General features: G+C 39.7%; 15 protein-coding genes. 3 read left to right on the forward strand and 12 right to left on the reverse strand.

Going from position 1 to position 16,398, the window contains the following annotated elements:
• Window positions 1-104 precede the first annotated feature (104 nt).
• The 6 genes from odhB to sdhC all read right to left on the reverse strand — a co-directional run bounded on the left by odhB (window position 105) and on the right by sdhC (window position 7,756).
• Window positions 105-1,622 (reverse strand): 2-oxoglutarate dehydrogenase complex dihydrolipoyllysine-residue succinyltransferase, encoded by a 1,518-nt coding sequence (gene odhB / locus WNY98_RS08190; RefSeq protein ID WP_039487977.1) that lies wholly within the window; start codon window positions 1,620-1,622, stop codon window positions 105-107.
• Window positions 1,623-1,625: 3 nt separating this feature from the next.
• Window positions 1,626-4,445 (reverse strand): 2-oxoglutarate dehydrogenase E1 component, encoded by a 2,820-nt coding sequence (sucA, locus tag WNY98_RS08195; RefSeq protein WP_342877610.1) that lies wholly within the window; start codon window positions 4,443-4,445, stop codon window positions 1,626-1,628.
• 95 nt (window positions 4,446-4,540) lie between these two features.
• Window positions 4,541-5,257: a succinate dehydrogenase iron-sulfur subunit gene (locus tag WNY98_RS08200; RefSeq protein ID WP_007375751.1), complete on the reverse strand. Its 717-nt coding sequence runs from the start codon at window positions 5,255-5,257 to the stop codon at window positions 4,541-4,543.
• A gap of 10 nt (window positions 5,258-5,267) precedes the next feature.
• Window positions 5,268-7,040, reverse strand: coding sequence for a succinate dehydrogenase flavoprotein subunit (gene sdhA / locus WNY98_RS08205; RefSeq protein WP_024594659.1), 1,773 nt, complete (start codon window positions 7,038-7,040; stop codon window positions 5,268-5,270).
• Window positions 7,041-7,388, reverse strand: coding sequence for a succinate dehydrogenase, hydrophobic membrane anchor protein (gene sdhD / locus WNY98_RS08210; protein ID WP_007586873.1), 348 nt, complete (start codon window positions 7,386-7,388; stop codon window positions 7,041-7,043).
• On the reverse strand, window positions 7,379-7,756 hold the full coding sequence (sdhC, locus tag WNY98_RS08215; protein ID WP_076914908.1) for a succinate dehydrogenase, cytochrome b556 subunit: 378 nt from the start codon (window positions 7,754-7,756) through the stop codon (window positions 7,379-7,381). Before sdhC ends, sdhD begins: the two co-directional genes overlap by 10 nt.
• A 419-nt stretch (window positions 7,757-8,175) precedes the next feature.
• Here sdhC and WNY98_RS08220 point away from each other — a divergent pair, with 419 nt between their 5' ends.
• From WNY98_RS08220 to WNY98_RS08230, 3 genes are all read left to right on the forward strand, one after another.
• Window positions 8,176-9,462, forward strand: a complete 1,287-nt coding sequence (locus WNY98_RS08220; protein ID WP_007586875.1) for a citrate synthase — start codon at window positions 8,176-8,178, stop codon at window positions 9,460-9,462.
• 113 nt (window positions 9,463-9,575) lie between these two features.
• The gene (locus tag WNY98_RS08225; protein ID WP_342877611.1) at window positions 9,576-10,802 is read left to right on the forward strand and encodes a SufS family cysteine desulfurase; all 1,227 of its coding nucleotides are present in this window, start codon (window positions 9,576-9,578) and stop codon (window positions 10,800-10,802) included.
• 33 nt (window positions 10,803-10,835) lie between these two features.
• Complete coding sequence (locus WNY98_RS08230) at window positions 10,836-11,252, forward strand: SufE family protein (RefSeq protein WP_342877612.1); 417 nt, start codon at window positions 10,836-10,838, stop codon at window positions 11,250-11,252.
• Between the two features lie 6 nt (window positions 11,253-11,258).
• On the opposite strand, the gene tcdA is transcribed toward WNY98_RS08230, so the two are convergent.
• Genes tcdA through msbA form a run of 6 tightly spaced genes read right to left on the reverse strand, consistent with a single transcriptional unit; the run spans window position 11,259 to window position 16,392 of the window.
• A complete protein-coding gene (gene tcdA / locus WNY98_RS08235) occupies window positions 11,259-12,056 on the reverse strand; it encodes a tRNA cyclic N6-threonylcarbamoyladenosine(37) synthase TcdA (RefSeq protein ID WP_024599579.1) in 798 nt (265 codons plus the stop codon).
• A complete protein-coding gene (locus WNY98_RS08240) occupies window positions 12,057-12,737 on the reverse strand; it encodes a TIGR01621 family pseudouridine synthase (protein ID WP_342877613.1) in 681 nt (226 codons plus the stop codon).
• The gene (gene kdsB, locus WNY98_RS08245) at window positions 12,734-13,495 is read right to left on the reverse strand and encodes a 3-deoxy-manno-octulosonate cytidylyltransferase (protein ID WP_197236958.1); all 762 of its coding nucleotides are present in this window, start codon (window positions 13,493-13,495) and stop codon (window positions 12,734-12,736) included. Before kdsB ends, WNY98_RS08240 begins: the two co-directional genes overlap by 4 nt.
• The gene (locus WNY98_RS08250; protein ID WP_024599582.1) at window positions 13,483-13,680 is read right to left on the reverse strand and encodes a Trm112 family protein; all 198 of its coding nucleotides are present in this window, start codon (window positions 13,678-13,680) and stop codon (window positions 13,483-13,485) included. Before WNY98_RS08250 ends, kdsB begins: the two co-directional genes overlap by 13 nt.
• A complete protein-coding gene (gene lpxK, locus WNY98_RS08255) occupies window positions 13,670-14,650 on the reverse strand; it encodes a tetraacyldisaccharide 4'-kinase (protein ID WP_342877614.1) in 981 nt (326 codons plus the stop codon). The genes WNY98_RS08250 and lpxK overlap by 11 nt, the downstream gene beginning before the upstream one ends.
• Window positions 14,647-16,392: a lipid A export permease/ATP-binding protein MsbA gene (msbA, locus tag WNY98_RS08260; RefSeq protein ID WP_342877615.1), complete on the reverse strand. Its 1,746-nt coding sequence runs from the start codon at window positions 16,390-16,392 to the stop codon at window positions 14,647-14,649. The genes lpxK and msbA overlap by 4 nt, the downstream gene beginning before the upstream one ends.
• Between the last annotated feature and the right edge of the window lie 6 nt (window positions 16,393-16,398).

The raw sequence follows: 16,398 nt of genomic DNA on the forward strand, positions 1-16,398 counted from the left end.
CCTAGTATAGATCCCAAGGCTTAACATGAAAACCCCAGTAAGACCAAAGGCGCAAAAAAAAAGCTGTGAATGTTCATTCACAGCTTACATTTCATACAACTAGATTAAACATCTAGCAATAAGCGAGTTGGATCTTCAAGTAACTCTTTAATAGTCACTAAGAAACCAACTGATTCTTTACCATCAATGATACGGTGGTCATAAGAAAGAGCTAAATACATCATAGGAAGTATTTCTACTTTACCATTTACAGCCATCGGACGGTCTTGGATTTTATGCATACCCAAAATTGAAGACTGTGGCAAGTTAATGATAGGTGTAGATAGTAATGAACCAAATACGCCGCCATTAGTAATAGTGAAATTACCACCGGTCATATCTGCAAGCGTTAGCTTACCATCACGACCTTTAAGTGCTAATTCGCGAATACCCTTTTCGATTTCAGCAACAGATAGTTTGTCACAATCTTTAAGTACTGGAGTAACTAAACCACGTGGAGTAGATACTGCAATGCTGATATCAAAATAGTTATGGTAAACAATATCGTCACCATCAATTGATGCATTAACATCTGGGAAGCGTTTAAGTGCTTCAGTTACCGCTTTCACGTAGAAAGACATGAAACCTAAACGAATGCCATGACGCTTTTCAAATACTTCTTGGTACTGCTTACGAAGGCTCATGATTGGTTCCATGTTCACTTCGTTGAATGTTGTTAACATTGCAGTTGAATTTTTAGCTTCAAGAAGACGTGTAGCAATCGTTTTACGCAGGCGAGTCATAGGAACACGTTTTTGAGTACGATCGCCCATCGGTGCTGCAGGAGCAGAAGCTTCTGCTTTTTTAGCCGCTGGCGCTGGTGCTTTTAAGAACGTATCAACGTCTTCTTTAGTTACGCGGCCATTTTTACCCGTGCCGTTAATTTTAGAAGCGTCTAAGCCTTTCTCAGCAATTAAACGACGAACTGATGGTGTTAACACATCTGAACTTTCGCTAGAATCTGCTGCTGGCGTTTCGTCTGCTTTTGCAGCTGGAGCCGCTGGTGCACCGCCTGCTTTAACCGAACCAATTACTTGCTCGCCTAGTACAGTATCGCCTTCGTTGTGAATGATATCACCCATGATGCCATCTTCTTGAGCTACTACTTCAAGAACAACTTTATCTGTTTCAATATCTACCAAGTTTTGGTCGCGTGTTACTGCGTCACCTGGTTGTACATGCCATGTAGCAATTGTTGCGTCTGCAACTGATTCTGGAAGTACAGGTACTTTAATGTCCACTTCTTTACCTTCTGATGCTGGTGCTGATTGCGCCGCTGGCGCGTCTTCTGATTTAGCTGGTGCTGATTCTTCTTTAGATGAACCTTCACTTGCTGGCGCTGCATCAGCATCACCAAGTAAACCCATAACTTGATCGCCAAGTACGGTTGCACCTTCTTCTTGTGATATTTCTGTAATTACACCGTCGTGCTGTGCAACCACTTCTAAAACCACTTTATCTGTTTCAATGTCTACTAAGTTTTGATCGCGAGTTACTTTGTCGCCAACACTTACATGCCATGTAGCAACGGTAGCATCTGCAACCGACTCAGGAAGAACAGGAACTTTAATTTCTGTGCTCATTGCTTATCCTTTATTTTCTATAGTAAGCGCGTCGGCTACGAGCGCTTGTTGTTCTTTAGTATGTACTGACATGTAACCACACGCTGGCGATGCAGAGGCTTTACGACCTGCATATTTTAATTTAGCACCTTGTGGGATTGCATCAATAAAGTGATGTTGTGAACAGTACCATGCACCTTGGTTTTGTGGCTCTTCTTGACACCAAACAAAATCAGTTACGTGTTGGTAACGCTCTATAATTGTTTGCATTTCATCGTGTGGGAACGGGTATAACTGTTCAACACGTACAATTGCAATATTATCTTGCTCAAGCTTACGACGTTCTTGTAATAGCTCGTAGTAAACTTTACCGCTACAAAATACAACACGCTCTACTTTCTCTGGCTTAATATCATCGATTTCGTCAATCATATTATGGAAAACACCGTGTGAAAGCTCTTTAAGTGATGAAGTAGCAAGCGGGTGACGAAGTAGTGACTTAGGCGTCATAACAATCAATGGACGACGAAGTGGTCGAACTGATTGACGACGAAGCATAGCGTAAACTTGCGCTGGCGTTGAAGGAACACATACTTGCATATTGTGATCAGCACATAGTTGCAAGAAACGCTCTAGGCGTGCTGAACTATGCTCTGGACCTTGACCTTCGTAACCATGAGGTAACAATATTGTAAGACCACATAGACGGCCCCATTTTTGCTCACCAGAACTTAAAAATTGGTCAAATACTACTTGAGCGCCATTGGCAAAATCACCAAATTGAGCTTCCCAAAGTAGTAGTGAAGTTGGCTCCGCAGTTGCATAACCATATTCAAAGGCAACAACAGCTTCTTCAGAAAGAACAGAGTCAAATATTTGAAAAGTACCTTGGTCTTCACTCAAGTGTTGAAGTGGCGTATAAGTAGCACCGTCTGATTGGCTATGAACTACCGCATGACGGTGGAAAAAAGTACCACGTCCTGAATCCTGACCCGTTAAACGAATATCAGTACCTTCAGTTGCAATTGTTGCATAAGCAAGCGTTTCAGCCATACCCCAATCAAGTGGTTTCTCTCCAGAAGCCATTAGTTTACGGTCGTCATAGATCTTTTTAACGCGTGACTGTGCTTTATACTGCTCTGGATAAGAAGCTATCTTCTCACCAAGAGCCTTAAGCTCTTCTAAAGGTACGCTAGCATCATACTCAACGTCCCATTCATGACCAACATACTTTGCCCAATCAGAAGAATGTGAAGTCTCTGGCTGTATTTCAGAAACAACACAGTTACCTTCATCTAATGCATCACGATATTCATCAGCGAGCGCTTTAATTTCTTGTTCAGAGAAAGAACCTTCAGCAATAAGTTGATCTGCATAGATTAAACGCGGCACTGGATGTTTTTTGATTTTTTGGTACATAACAGGCTGAGTTGCATTAGGCTCATCAGCTTCATTGTGACCATGGCGACGATAACAAACTAAATCGATTACTACATCACGCTTAAACTGATTTCTAAAATCAAGTGCAATTTGAGTAACAAATGCAACTGCTTCAGGATCATCTGAATTAACATGGAAGATAGGAGACTGAACCATTTTAGCAATGTCAGTACAGTATGGCGTTGAACGAACGTCATCTTGCTTCGAGGTTGTGAAACCTACTTGGTTGTTAACAACAATACGAATGCTACCACCACAACTAAACGCGTTAGTTTGTGACATATTAAACGTTTCTTGTACAACACCTTGACCAGCAATCGCAGAGTCACCATGGATCGTAATTGGTAATGCTTTAATACCAGAGCTGTCACCTAAGCGATCAAGACGAGCACGCACAGAGCCCATAACTACTGGATTAACAATTTCAAGATGTGATGGGTTAAAAGCAAGCGCCATATGTACATTGCCACCTTTGGTAGCAAAATCAGACGAGTAACCCATATGATACTTAACATCACCAGAACTTAATGTTTCTTTATGAATACCAGCAAATTCATCAAATAGCTCTGATGGGTTTTTACCAAGTACGTTCACAAGAACATTTAAACGACCGCGGTGAGCCATACCAATAACAGCTTCTTGTTGGCCGCTTTCACCAGCACGGTGAATAAGCTCTTTAAGCATTGGAACTAACGCATCACCACCTTCAAGTGAAAAACGTTTAGCACCTGGAAACTTTGAGCCTAAATATTTTTCAAGACCATCAGCTGCTGTAAGCCCTTTAAGGATACGAAGCTTTTCATCTTTTGAGAATTTAGGTCTAGACTGGACAGATTCTAGACGTTGTTGTAACCAACGTTTTTCCTCTGTTGATGTGATGTGCATATACTCAGCGCCAACAGAACCACAATAAGTAGTTTTCAGAGCTTGGTATAATTCACCTAAAGGCATAGTATCGCGCCCAACGGCAAACGATCCTACGTTAAACTCGCGGTCAAAATCACTTGAAGATAAGTCGTGGTACTCTAGCTCTAAATCTCGTACACGTTCTCGCTGCCAAATGCCTAATGGATCTAGGTTTGCATTTTGGTGTCCTCGAAAACGGAAAGCATTAATAAGTTGTAGAACTTTAACCTGTTTAAGGTCACCGCCACTACCCTCTGCTACCACTACTTCTCTATGCTTGTTTTTAGCAAGCTGTGCAAACTGTGCTCGAACCTCTGAATGTTTTACTTCAACATCCACACCATCAACTTTAGGTAATTGTTCAAACACTTCTCGCCATTCGTCTGGCACAGAAGTCGCATCGTCTAAATACGCTTCATAAAGCTCTTCTACATAAGCAACGTTGCCGCCGTTTAAATGTGAAGATTCTAGCCATGCCTTCATCACACCTTCGTGCATTTATAAGCCCTTTTTTTTAGCGCAGAAATTAATAGTTATTATAACAAGATGGCTAATATAATTTTAATATTAGCCATCTTACCTTTACTAAGCTATCAAACCGCTCGGTTTAGTAACATAGATTTGATTTGTCCAATTGCTTTGGTCGGATTAAGACCCTTAGGACAAACGCTAACACAGTTCATGATACTGTGACAACGGAACACACTGAACGCATCGTCTAAATCCGCTAAACGTTCTTCAGTTGCTGTATCTCGGCTATCAGCCAAGAAACGGTAAGCATGAAGAAGGCCTGCTGGACCAATGAACTTGTCTGGATTCCACCAGAACGAAGGACACGATGTTGAACAACATGCACACAAAATACACTCATATAACCCGTCTAATTTATCACGTTCTTCAATAGTTTGAAGACGTTCGCCTGCTGCAGGCTGATCATTAATTAAATAAGGTTTAACTTTTTCGTACTGAGTGTAGAACTGACTCATGTCAATAACAAGGTCACGAACCACAGGTAAACCTGGTAGTGGACGTACTACTATTTTACCTTTGCCATTTTTTTGTAGCGTAGATAAAGGAGTAATACATGCTAAACCATTTTTACCATTCATGTTAACACCATCAGATCCACACACACCTTCACGGCATGAACGACGGAAAGATAATGTAGGATCTTGTTCTTTTAGAAGAATAAGTGCATCCAACACCATCATGTCGTGACCTTCCTCTGTTTGCAAGGTGTATTCTTGCATACGAGGAGCGTTGTCAACATCTGGATTATAACGATAAACTGAAAATTGTACTTGTGCCATCGTCTATCTCCTAGTAAACACGTGCTTTAGGTGGGAAAGCTTCACGCGTTTTAGGCGCATAGTTCACGTCACGCTTACTCATTTCATCCGTTACAGGATTGAATACTGAGTGACATAACCAGTTTTCGTCATCACGATCTGGGAAGTCAAAGCGAGAATGTGCACCACGGCTTTCTGTACGGAAGTTTGCAGCTACTGCAGTTGAGTAAGCTGTTTCCATTAAGTTGTCTAGTTCAAGACATTCGATACGCTGCGTGTTGAAGTCTGATGATTTATCATCAAGACGAGCATGTTGCAGACGTTCGCGAATTTCTTTAAGTTCTTGAAGACCTGCAGCCATTGAGTCACCTTCACGGAATACCGAGAAGTTAAGCTGCATACATTGTTGTAGGTCTTTTTTGATTTGAACTGGATCTTCACCTTGGCCAGCCGTTGAATTTTCCCAACGATTGTAACGTGCAAGAGACGCTTCTAAATCTGATTCTGAAGCAGCTTTAGATATTTCAACGTCATTTAGGTACTTACCTAAGAAGTTACCCGCAGCACGACCAAACACAACTAAATCTAGTAATGAGTTACCACCTAAGCGGTTGGCACCATGTACAGATACACAGGCAATCTCACCTACTGCAAATAAACCTTGAACTACTGTTTCGTTGCCTTGAGCATCGATTTGTAGCGCTTGTCCATTTACATTAGTAGGAACACCACCCATCATATAATGACAAGTTGGAATTACTGGAATTGGCTCTTTTGCAGGGTCAACGTGAGCAAATGTTTTAGCAAGGTCACATACGCCAGGAAGACGTAAGTTAAGTGTTTCTTCACCTAAGTGGTCAAGTTTTAACTTAAGATGTGGACCCCAAGGACCATCACAGCCACGACCTTCACGGATTTCAGTCATCATTGAACGTGCAACAACGTCGCGAGACGCTAAGTCTTTTGCGTTTGGAGCGTAACGTTCCATGAAGCGCTCGCCATCTTTATTTAAAAGATAACCGCCTTCACCACGACAACCTTCAGTTACTAGCGTACCAGCACCTGCAATACCCGTTGGGTGGAACTGCCACATTTCCATGTCTTGCATAGAAATACCAGCACGTGTTGCCATACCAACACCGTCACCAGTGTTAATGTGAGCATTAGTGGTTGATGCGAATATACGACCTGCACCACCAGTAGCTAATACAACAGCTTTAGATTTGAAGAAGGTAACTTCACCTGTCTCAATCTCAATTGCAGTACACCCTACTACATCACCATTATCGTTTTTAACTAAATCAAGTGCATACCATTCTGAGAATACATTTGTTTTGTTTTTAACGTTTTGTTGATAAAGAAGATGTAATAAAGCATGGCCCGTACGGTCAGCAGCTGCTGCAGTACGTGCGGCTTGTTCACCACCAAAGTTTTTCGATTGACCACCGAAAGGACGTTGGTAAACACGGCCATTTTCAAAACGAGAAAATGGTAAACCCATGTTTTCTAATTCAGTAATAGCTTCTGGGCCAGTTTGACACATGTATTCAATAGCGTCTTGGTCACCGATGAAATCGGAACCTTTAACGGTATCGTACATATGCCATTCCCAGTTATCTTCGTGTGAATTACCAAGCGCAACCGTAATACCGCCTTGAGCAGATACAGTGTGTGAGCGCGTTGGAAATACTTTAGATATTAATGCACACGTTTTGCCAGATTCTGTAATTGCTAAAGCAGCGCGCATACCTGCACCACCTGCACCAATTACTACGGCGTCAAATTCACGAACAGAATATTTCACTTAAACACCCCATAATACGATTAGACCAATAGCTACGTAAGCAACGGCCATTAGGTTTAATACAAAACCTAAAACTGCACGAAGCTTTGCGCACTTAACATAGTCTGTAAGAACTTGCCAAAGGCCAATGCGGGTATGAACCATAATGCAAACAAGGGTAATTAACGTAAACCCTTTCATTGCTAGGTTAGAGAAGAGGCCTGTCCAGGCTTCGAAAGTGACTTCTGGCGTCGCTAAAAAATAGCCGATAATAAAAATCGCGTAAGCGCTGATTATTAATGCCGTGGTACGTAAAGATACGAAATCTTGTACACCATCACGTTTTAGAGTTGCTTGATTTAAAACCATATCCACACCCCTGCCAATACGGCAAACACAACACCAAGAGCCATTGAAACTTTAGCGCTGAGGTTACCTGATTCAAGTTCTTCCCAATGTCCCATATCCATAATCATATGACGGATACCACCAATAAGGTGATAACCTAATACAGAAACAGTGCCCCAAGCTATAAATTTGGCAATGAATCCGTTAAACAGACCCTTGACGAATTCAAAACTTTCAGCTGAAGAGAGAGACTCAGACCAAGCCCAAATGACAAACGTTAAAGCAAAAAATAATGCAACACCGGTGACGCGGTGAAAAATTGAAGCTTTAGCCGTTGCCGGCATAGATATAGTTGTTAGATCTAGATTTACAGGTCTTTGCTTTTTCACAGTTACTTGCCCATCTTGCTCACAGTGGAGCTCATCTACTTGTTTTTCTAAAAACCCACCAAATATTACTGATGGAACTATCAAAATAAACGTACCAAAACAATTAAAGTTCACAAACCTGTAAATTTTAAGCTGTTAAGAATATGTTTACCCAAATACAATACGGTTTAAAACCACCGTTAGTATATATACCCACAGGGCTTTTTACAATTCTTGTTTATTTAGAGATGTTTGCGAATTAGCCAATAGTATTATATTTAATTAATACCGAATATTTATTATACATATATGCATAATGTTTATAAAAATTGACTTTAACCCCCTCTTTCACGTTAAAATGAAAAGATGTGCTTAAAACAGATTTCAGAACTTTAAAATCTAAAAATCAGAATAGATATCTTAATAGGAGATACATAACGATGGCAGATAAAAAAGCCACAGTCCAAATTGATGGACTAGATCCAATCGAACTTCCAATTTATCAAGGCACTGCTGGCCAAGATGTAATCGACGTACGTACGTTAGGTTCACACGGTCACTTTACTTATGACCCAGGTTTCATGTCGACTGGTTCTTGTGAATCTGCAATCACCTATATTGATGGTGGTAAAGGTGTACTACTTCACCGTGGTTACCCAATTGAGCAATTAGCTGAAGACTCAAATTACATTGAACTTTGTTACTTACTTTTAAATGGTGAGTTACCTTCTAAAGAACAATATGAAGTTTTTAAGAATGAAATCACTACAAGCACTATGCTTGATGAGAAGATTGCTAACTTTTTCCAAGGTTTCCGCTTCGACGCTCACCCAATGGCAATGCTTTGTGGTGTAGTGGGTGCATTATCATCTTTCTATCATGAAGACCTTGATATTACTGATGCTGAACAACGTAAAACAAGCGCAGTTAAGCTTGTCGCTAAGTTACCAACAATCGCGGCAATGGCTTACAAAACAAATATCGGCCAACCGTTTGTATACCCACGTAACGATTTAAGCTACGCAGAAAACTTCTTACACATGATGTTCTCTGTACCTGCTGAAGAATATAAAGTTAATCCTGTAACTGCAAAAGCAATGGATAAAATCTTTATGCTTCATGCAGATCATGAACAAAATGCATCAACTTCAACAGTTCGTCTTGCTGGTTCATCTGGTGCTAACCCGTATGCATGTATTGCAGCTGGTATTGCATCTTTATGGGGACCTGCTCACGGCGGCGCTAATGAAGCATGTCTAAACATGTTAGAAGAGATTGGCTCTGTTGACCGTATTGATGAATACGTAGCTAAAGCTAAAGATAAAGCTGACCCGTTCCGCCTTATGGGCTTTGGACACCGTGTTTACAAAAACTTTGACCCACGCGCTACAGTAATGCGTCAAACGTGTCACGAAGTTTTAGCTGAGCTGAATATCCAAGATCCACTTCTTGATATTGCTATGAAGCTTGAGCAAATAGCGCTTGAAGACCCGTACTTTGTAGAGAAAAAACTATACCCTAATGTAGATTTCTACTCTGGTATTATCTTAAAAGCGATTGGTATTCCAACAAGCATGTTCACTGTAATCTTTGCAATGGCACGTACTGTTGGTTGGATCACTCACTGGGATGAGATGCTATCTCAGCCTGGTCATAAGATCAGCCGTCCTCGTCAACTTTATACTGGTTACACTCAACGTGACTACGTATCAACTGACAAGCGTTAATTACGCTGATTAGTTTAAAAAGGCCGCATTTTGCGGCCTTTTTTATTAACAACACTTGAGAATTATCATAAACCGATTACAATTCCTGCCTTAAAACACTATGTAGATGAGCCATGCTTGATTTAAAGTTTGATATAAATAAAATTAGAAACGACTTCCCAACATTAAATCAAACAATAAACGGCTGCCCGCTTGTTTATTTAGACTCAGCAGCAACTTCACAAAAGCCTCAATCAGTTATAGATACAATTACTGAATTCTATACGTTTCAAAACGCTAATGTACACCGTGGACGCCATACACTTAGCGAGCAAGCCACTTATTCATACGAACAAGTACGGGATAAAACTGCACAGTATTTTAATGTGTATAGTAAAGAGATTGTATGGACTAAAGGCGCTACAGAAGCCATTAATTTGGTCGCTAACGGATTAAAAAAACGCTTCAATGAAAGTCATACCATAATGATATCTCCGCTTGAGCATCATGCAAACATAGTGCCTTGGCAAATAGTAAGTCAACAAACGGGTGCTAAATTAATAGCACTTCCACTTAATAAAAATGGCACGCTGAACACCAAAGAATGCTGTGAATATATAAAAAAAACTAAGCCTGCCCTATTAGCTATTACACAAGCATCTAACACACTGGGTAATATTACCGATTTAAAACCACTAATTAGAGCTGCAAAAGACGTCAATTCTCTTGTATTAGTCGATGGAGCACAAGGTGCACTGCATTTAAAACCCGATTTACGTGAATTAGACTGTGACTTTTATGTCTGCTCCAGCCATAAAATGCTCGGCCCAACAGGATTAGGTGTGCTTTATGGTCGATATAAGCAATTAAATACCCTTGATATTTACCAATCAGGTGGGGAAATGATCGATAAAGTGTACTTAACTTACAGTACTTATCGTCCTGCGCCTGCAAAATTTGAAACTGGAACACCAAATATCTCTGGAGTTTTAGGCTTTGGTGCCGCATTAGACTATTTAAATGAGTTAGATCACGCAAAAATTCAGCAGTATGAGCAAAAATTGTTTAGCTATGCAGCTCAAGAATTGGTAAAGATCGATGGTATTACAATATATAGCAACCTATATGACAATATTGGTACACTCTGTTTCAATTTAAATGATGAACATCCTTATGATTTGGCAACTTTACTTGACGGGTACGGGGTTGCAGTGAGGAGTGGACACCATTGTACACAGCCATTAATGACACATTTAGGGCTTAATGGAACGCTAAGAGCGAGTTTTTGTTTTTATAATACCTATGAAGATGTAGATATATTCATTGATTCACTCAAAAAGTGTATCGCTTTACTGGACTAAACGTCACTTTAATAGAATTAATTAGGATAACTCATGACAAATACGTTTAACAAAGTCACTGAATCTATAAAAAATGCACCCGCTTGGCAGCAAAAATATCGTGAGATAATGCTTTTAGGAAAAACTTTACCTGTTTTAGCTGATGTTTTGAAAACCGATGATGCACTTGTACCTGGCTGTGAAAGCAAAGTATGGATGTTTGTTGAATTTGATTTAACAGAAAATACACTTGTTATAATTGGTGACTCGGATACACGTATAGTAAAAGGATTATTAGCCATTATTTTAGCGCTTTACAATGGCCTCACACCAGAGCAAGTAGTGAATAAAAATGCGTATGAAGAATTTGAAAAACTCGGCCTTATAAGCCACTTAAGCGCATCACGTGGTAATGGTATTAAAGCTATGGTTGATAAAATACAAACCATGGCACAACAAAAGCTTAGTTAACGAAAACTAAGCTTGTGAGCGTTGTTTTTTATCTAGATATTTACGCACCGCTTTTGCCGCAACAAAAAAGCCGAAGCTTCCTGTGATCATAGTCACAGATCCAAAACCATTATTACAATCCATATTCATCGAGCCATCAGCACTTTGCTTTGCATGACATACACTGCCATCGCTTCCTGGGTAAACCAGTTGTTCTGTTGAGTAGACACAATCAATATTAAACTTACGTTTAGGATTATTACTAAAATTATACTGCTTACGCAAGATATAACGTACTTTTGCAAGTAATGGGTCTTGTGTAGTTTTAGCTACATCACCAAAGGTTATTTGACTAGGATCTGTTTGCCCGCCAGCACCACCGGTTGTAATTATAGGGAGTTTATTACGTTTGCAATGTGCTATTAATGCTGCCTTTTCTTTAACTGCATCAATACAATCAATCACATAATCAAAATCTTGAATATGCTCTTGGATATTTTCAAGTGTAATAAAATCATCTATCACATTAATTTGGCACTCTGGATTAATAAGCTCACAGCGCGCTTTCATTGCCTCTACTTTAGCTTGACCAATAGTACCCGTTAATGCATGAATCTGCCTATTTACGTTAGTGGCGCAAATATCATCCAAATCAATCAATGTTATTTTACCAACACCAGTACGTGCAAGTGCTTCAGCCGCCCAGCTTCCTACACCACCAATACCTACTACACAAAAGTGTGCTTCTTGAAGCCAATCAAATTGTTGATGACCATATAAACGCTTAATTCCGCCAAAACGTATATCTGTAACTTTTTCGCTCATTTACCAATCCAGTTGCCATGGCGACTGCCATGCTTGAAAATCTTGATGTTTAATTAACGCTAAATACTCATCACCGCAGTCAGGTAGTAAAGTAAACTGTATTTGTTCACCATGCCATACAAAACTCAAGGCATATGCATGTAAATAGGTACGATTTGAAGACGAACCCGAATACATTGCATCACCTAAAATAGGTGAGCCAACACTTTTTAGTGCTACTCTTAATTGATGCGTCCTCCCTGAGTATGGTTTTAAAATATACCCTCTAAACCCAGGCTTATAGCTTAGCGAATAAAATCGGGTGATTGCAGGGTTAAGCTTACTCGTTAGTAACTTAAACGAGCCACGGCGAGATTTAGCCATATCGCCTTTAATCCAACCTTGCTTCTTTTTTGGTTTAGCATCACTAATCGCTAAATAGAATTTATTAATCGCATGCTCAGTAAAAAGCGCAGTAAAATTAGCTGCAGCGGCTTTGTTTCTAGCTAAAATAATAAGCCCTGATGTCACTTTATCTAAACGATGAACGGCATAAAGCTTTTGCGATAATTGTTGTTCGGCTAACACAACAAAGCCGGGGCCATCTTCTGAATGAAAATTAAGACCCGCAGGTTTTTCTAAAATATAAAAATCGTTATGTGTAAAAATAATTTTTAATATTTTACTTACTTGTTCACTCACGCGCTTATACTTTTAATATGCGCTATCACCTTCGCTAAGTCATCTGCCGTATCAACTCCAGCATGGGGTGCTATTTGAGCTTGCTCTATTTTGATTTTATAACCATGATACAACACGCGTAACTGCTCAAGCGATTCAAGTAACTCAAGTGGCGATACGCTCAATTCTATATATTGTTTAATAAAACCCGCTCTGTACGCATAAATACCTACATGGCGCTGAAATGGCGCTAAATTAAGAGCACTGCTGTCATTCATCATTGTGCTTCTATCAAACGGAATACTTGCACGAGAAAAATACAGCGCATTTTTATTTATATCGCTAACCACTTTAACTGCATTAGGATTAAATACTTCATCACGCTCTTCAATAGCAACACTTAACGTTGCCATTGGTGCTGTTGAGTCACTTAATAGTGCAGCAACTTGGGATACATTTTCTGGCGCAAGTAATGGCTCATCGCCTTGTACATTCACCACAATTGTATTGCTGTCGAGATCAAGTAAATCAACCACTTCGGCTAAACGCTCAGTACCCGATTGGTGATCTTCGCGAGTCATTACAACATCACTAGTAAATAAACTTACTGCATCAAACACTTTTTGATGATCGGTAGCTATAACCACTTTACTTGCACCTGATAAACATGCTTTTTCGTAAACATGTTGAACCATTGGCTTACCGCAAATATCAGCAAGCGGTTTACCCGGTAGTCGGGTTGATGCAAAGCGAGCTGGAATTACAACTACGAATTCCACTTTTCAACCTCTTCTAAAGATAACTCACGTGCTTCGTTTTCAAGCAATACCGGAATATCGTCTTGAACGGGGTAAGCAAGCTTAGCTGCCGTACTAATTAGTTCGTTGTTTTCTCTATCAAAGCGTAATTTACCCTTACAAACTGGGCATGCAATAATCTCGAGTAGTTTTGAATCAAAGGCCATTGAGTATTCCTTTTTCTTTTAATAATAAATTTAATGTGTTTATTACGCTATCGGAAGGCTCTGCATCTACAGGTAAATAATACCAATTAGGTTTTGCAAAAGACTTACATTTAACCGCGTCTTTTTCGGTCATTATAATGCAATCATCACCAAACTGGGCAAAATCATCTGCGGTATAAGCATAATGATCTCTAAAATGATGAGTCGACAATAGCTTAATATTTTGTGCTTCTAATGAGTTTTCAAACCGTTTAGGATTTCCAATTGCACTTATTGCATGTGCCTCGCTTACGTTACTTTTTGCATCATCACTTGAATTAACTAAGCGAAGGTTACTTACTTGCAGCACGTAGCTATTATTAGCCTCACCGCCATTTTCAATTACTATATCAACACTTTGTAAGCGTTTAGTTGTTTCGCGTAGTGGCCCTGCGGGCATAACAAAACCATTACCAAAACGACGCTCACTATCAACAATACAACACTCAATGCTACGAGGCATTTTATAATGCTGCATTCCATCATCAGAAATAATGACATCTAGCGTATAATTTTTTTCTAATAAATCGATATTGTGTTGTCTATTAGGGCCAACTGCTATTGGGCACTTTAAACGATGGTATAAAAGCACAGGCTCATCGCCAGCCTGTTGGGCGTCAACAACTGAAGTGACTAACAGCGGGTAATTATCTGATTGCCCACCATAACCTCTACTAATAATACCCACTGATAAACCTTGTTCGGTCAAATACTCATACAACCATAAAACAAAAGGTGTTTTACCATTGCCGCCTACACTTATATTGCCGACTACAATAACAGGCGTTTTGCACTCAAAAGGTTTGAGTATTTCAGCGCTGTACAAGAGTTTTCGAAATGACGATACAACCCAAAACAAAGCACTTAATGGTAATAACAATAAAGTAATTAGACCAAATGGTTTATACCAGCTTTGCTCTATTTTGCTCACGCCTGATCACCAAACTGCATTTTGCAAAGTGCTGAATAAGTACCGTCATTTGCTAATAAGCTACTATGATCGCCACTTTCTATCACACGACCGTTATCAATAACATAAATTCGGTCACTGTTTTCAATAGTAGATAAGCGATGGGCTATAACAATAGAGGTTTTGTCTTTCATTAGCGTTTCTAACGCTTGCTGGATAAGCTTTTCAGATTCGGTATCAAGTGCTGACGTTGCCTCATCTAAAATCAAAATAGGTGCATCTTTTAATATTGCACGCGCTATCGCTATTCGCTGGCGTTGGCCACCTGAGAGCATTACCCCATTTTCGCCTACCATGGTGTTTAATTGCTCTGGAAGGTCTTTAACAAATTCCCACACGTGCGCTTGTTTGGCAACTTGTTCTAACTCTTCAATAGACACATCGTGCTTTATGCCATAACAAATATTGTTGGCAATAGTATCGTTAAATAACACGACTTGCTGAGACACTAAAGCAAATTGGCGACGCAGATCAGTTAATTTATAGTCTTGCAGTGCTATGCCATCAAGTAATATTTCACTCGGTAGCTCTAAATCATAATAGCGTGGTAACAAGTTAGAAATTGTTGACTTACCTGAGCCTGAGCGCCCAACTAAAGCAATACTTTCACCCGCCTTAATTGTTAAAGATAAATCGTTTAATACGGCTTCATCTTTCGTTGGGTACTTAAAGGTTACGTTCTTAACTTCGATTAAACCTTTAACTTTATCAACCGAAACAGTGCCTGTATCTTTTTCCATTTCTTCGTCTAAAACTAAAAATATACTTTGAGCTGCAGAGATACCACGTTGCATATCACTGTTCACATTGGCAAGTTGTTTTAGTGGACGCAGTAACATCATCATTGAAGCAATTAATGCCATGAAGTCACCAGATGTAATCGTATCAATCATTGACGGCAACGACACTGCCCACAAAATAACTGCCATGGCACTTGCCGCTAGTATTTGGATTATTGACACACTTAGTGCTTTTGTTGCATCCATTTTAATACGCTGTTGGCGATTATGATTGTTGATTTTTGAAAAGTGATTTATTTCTTGTTCTTGCCCGCCAAAGCCATGAATGACTTTATGTCCACTGAGCATTTGTTCTGAACTACGGGTAACTTGCCCCATGGCCGATTGAATATTTTTAGAAATGTGGCGAAAACGTTTAGAAACGACAGCGACAATAATAGCAACAAGTGGGATGATCACTAAAAATATCAGTGATAATTTCCAGCTGGTATAAAACATAACTGCAAGTAAAAATACAACAAATGCCCCTTCGCGTACGACTATTAATAAGGCTTTGGTAATTGCTTGTTGAACTTGTTCTGTATCAAATGTGATTTTTGAAATTAAATCGCCCGTTGAGTTTTTGTCATGAAAAGAGACGGGTAAGTGCAATATGTGCTCAAATAACTCTTGGCGTAATGAGCGTACAACTTGAGAGCCTACATAACTTAAGCAGTAAGAAGACATAAAGTTAAAAACACCACGCCCTAGAACTAACGCGATAACGACAAAAGGAGCGTACTTTAAAACTTCTGTATTACGCTGGTTCAAACCTTGATCAATAAACGGCTTCATTAATTGAATAAATAAAGCATCCATTGCTGAATAGCCTATCATCCCAATAATTGCGACAAATGCGACGCTTTTGTAGGTGCCAACATACGAGACAAGACGTTTATAAATTTGTGTAGTACTTTGATCCATAACACT

It is taken from the genome of Pseudoalteromonas sp. AS71 (assembly GCF_038900275.1).
Lineage (GTDB): Bacteria > Pseudomonadota > Gammaproteobacteria > Enterobacterales > Alteromonadaceae > Pseudoalteromonas.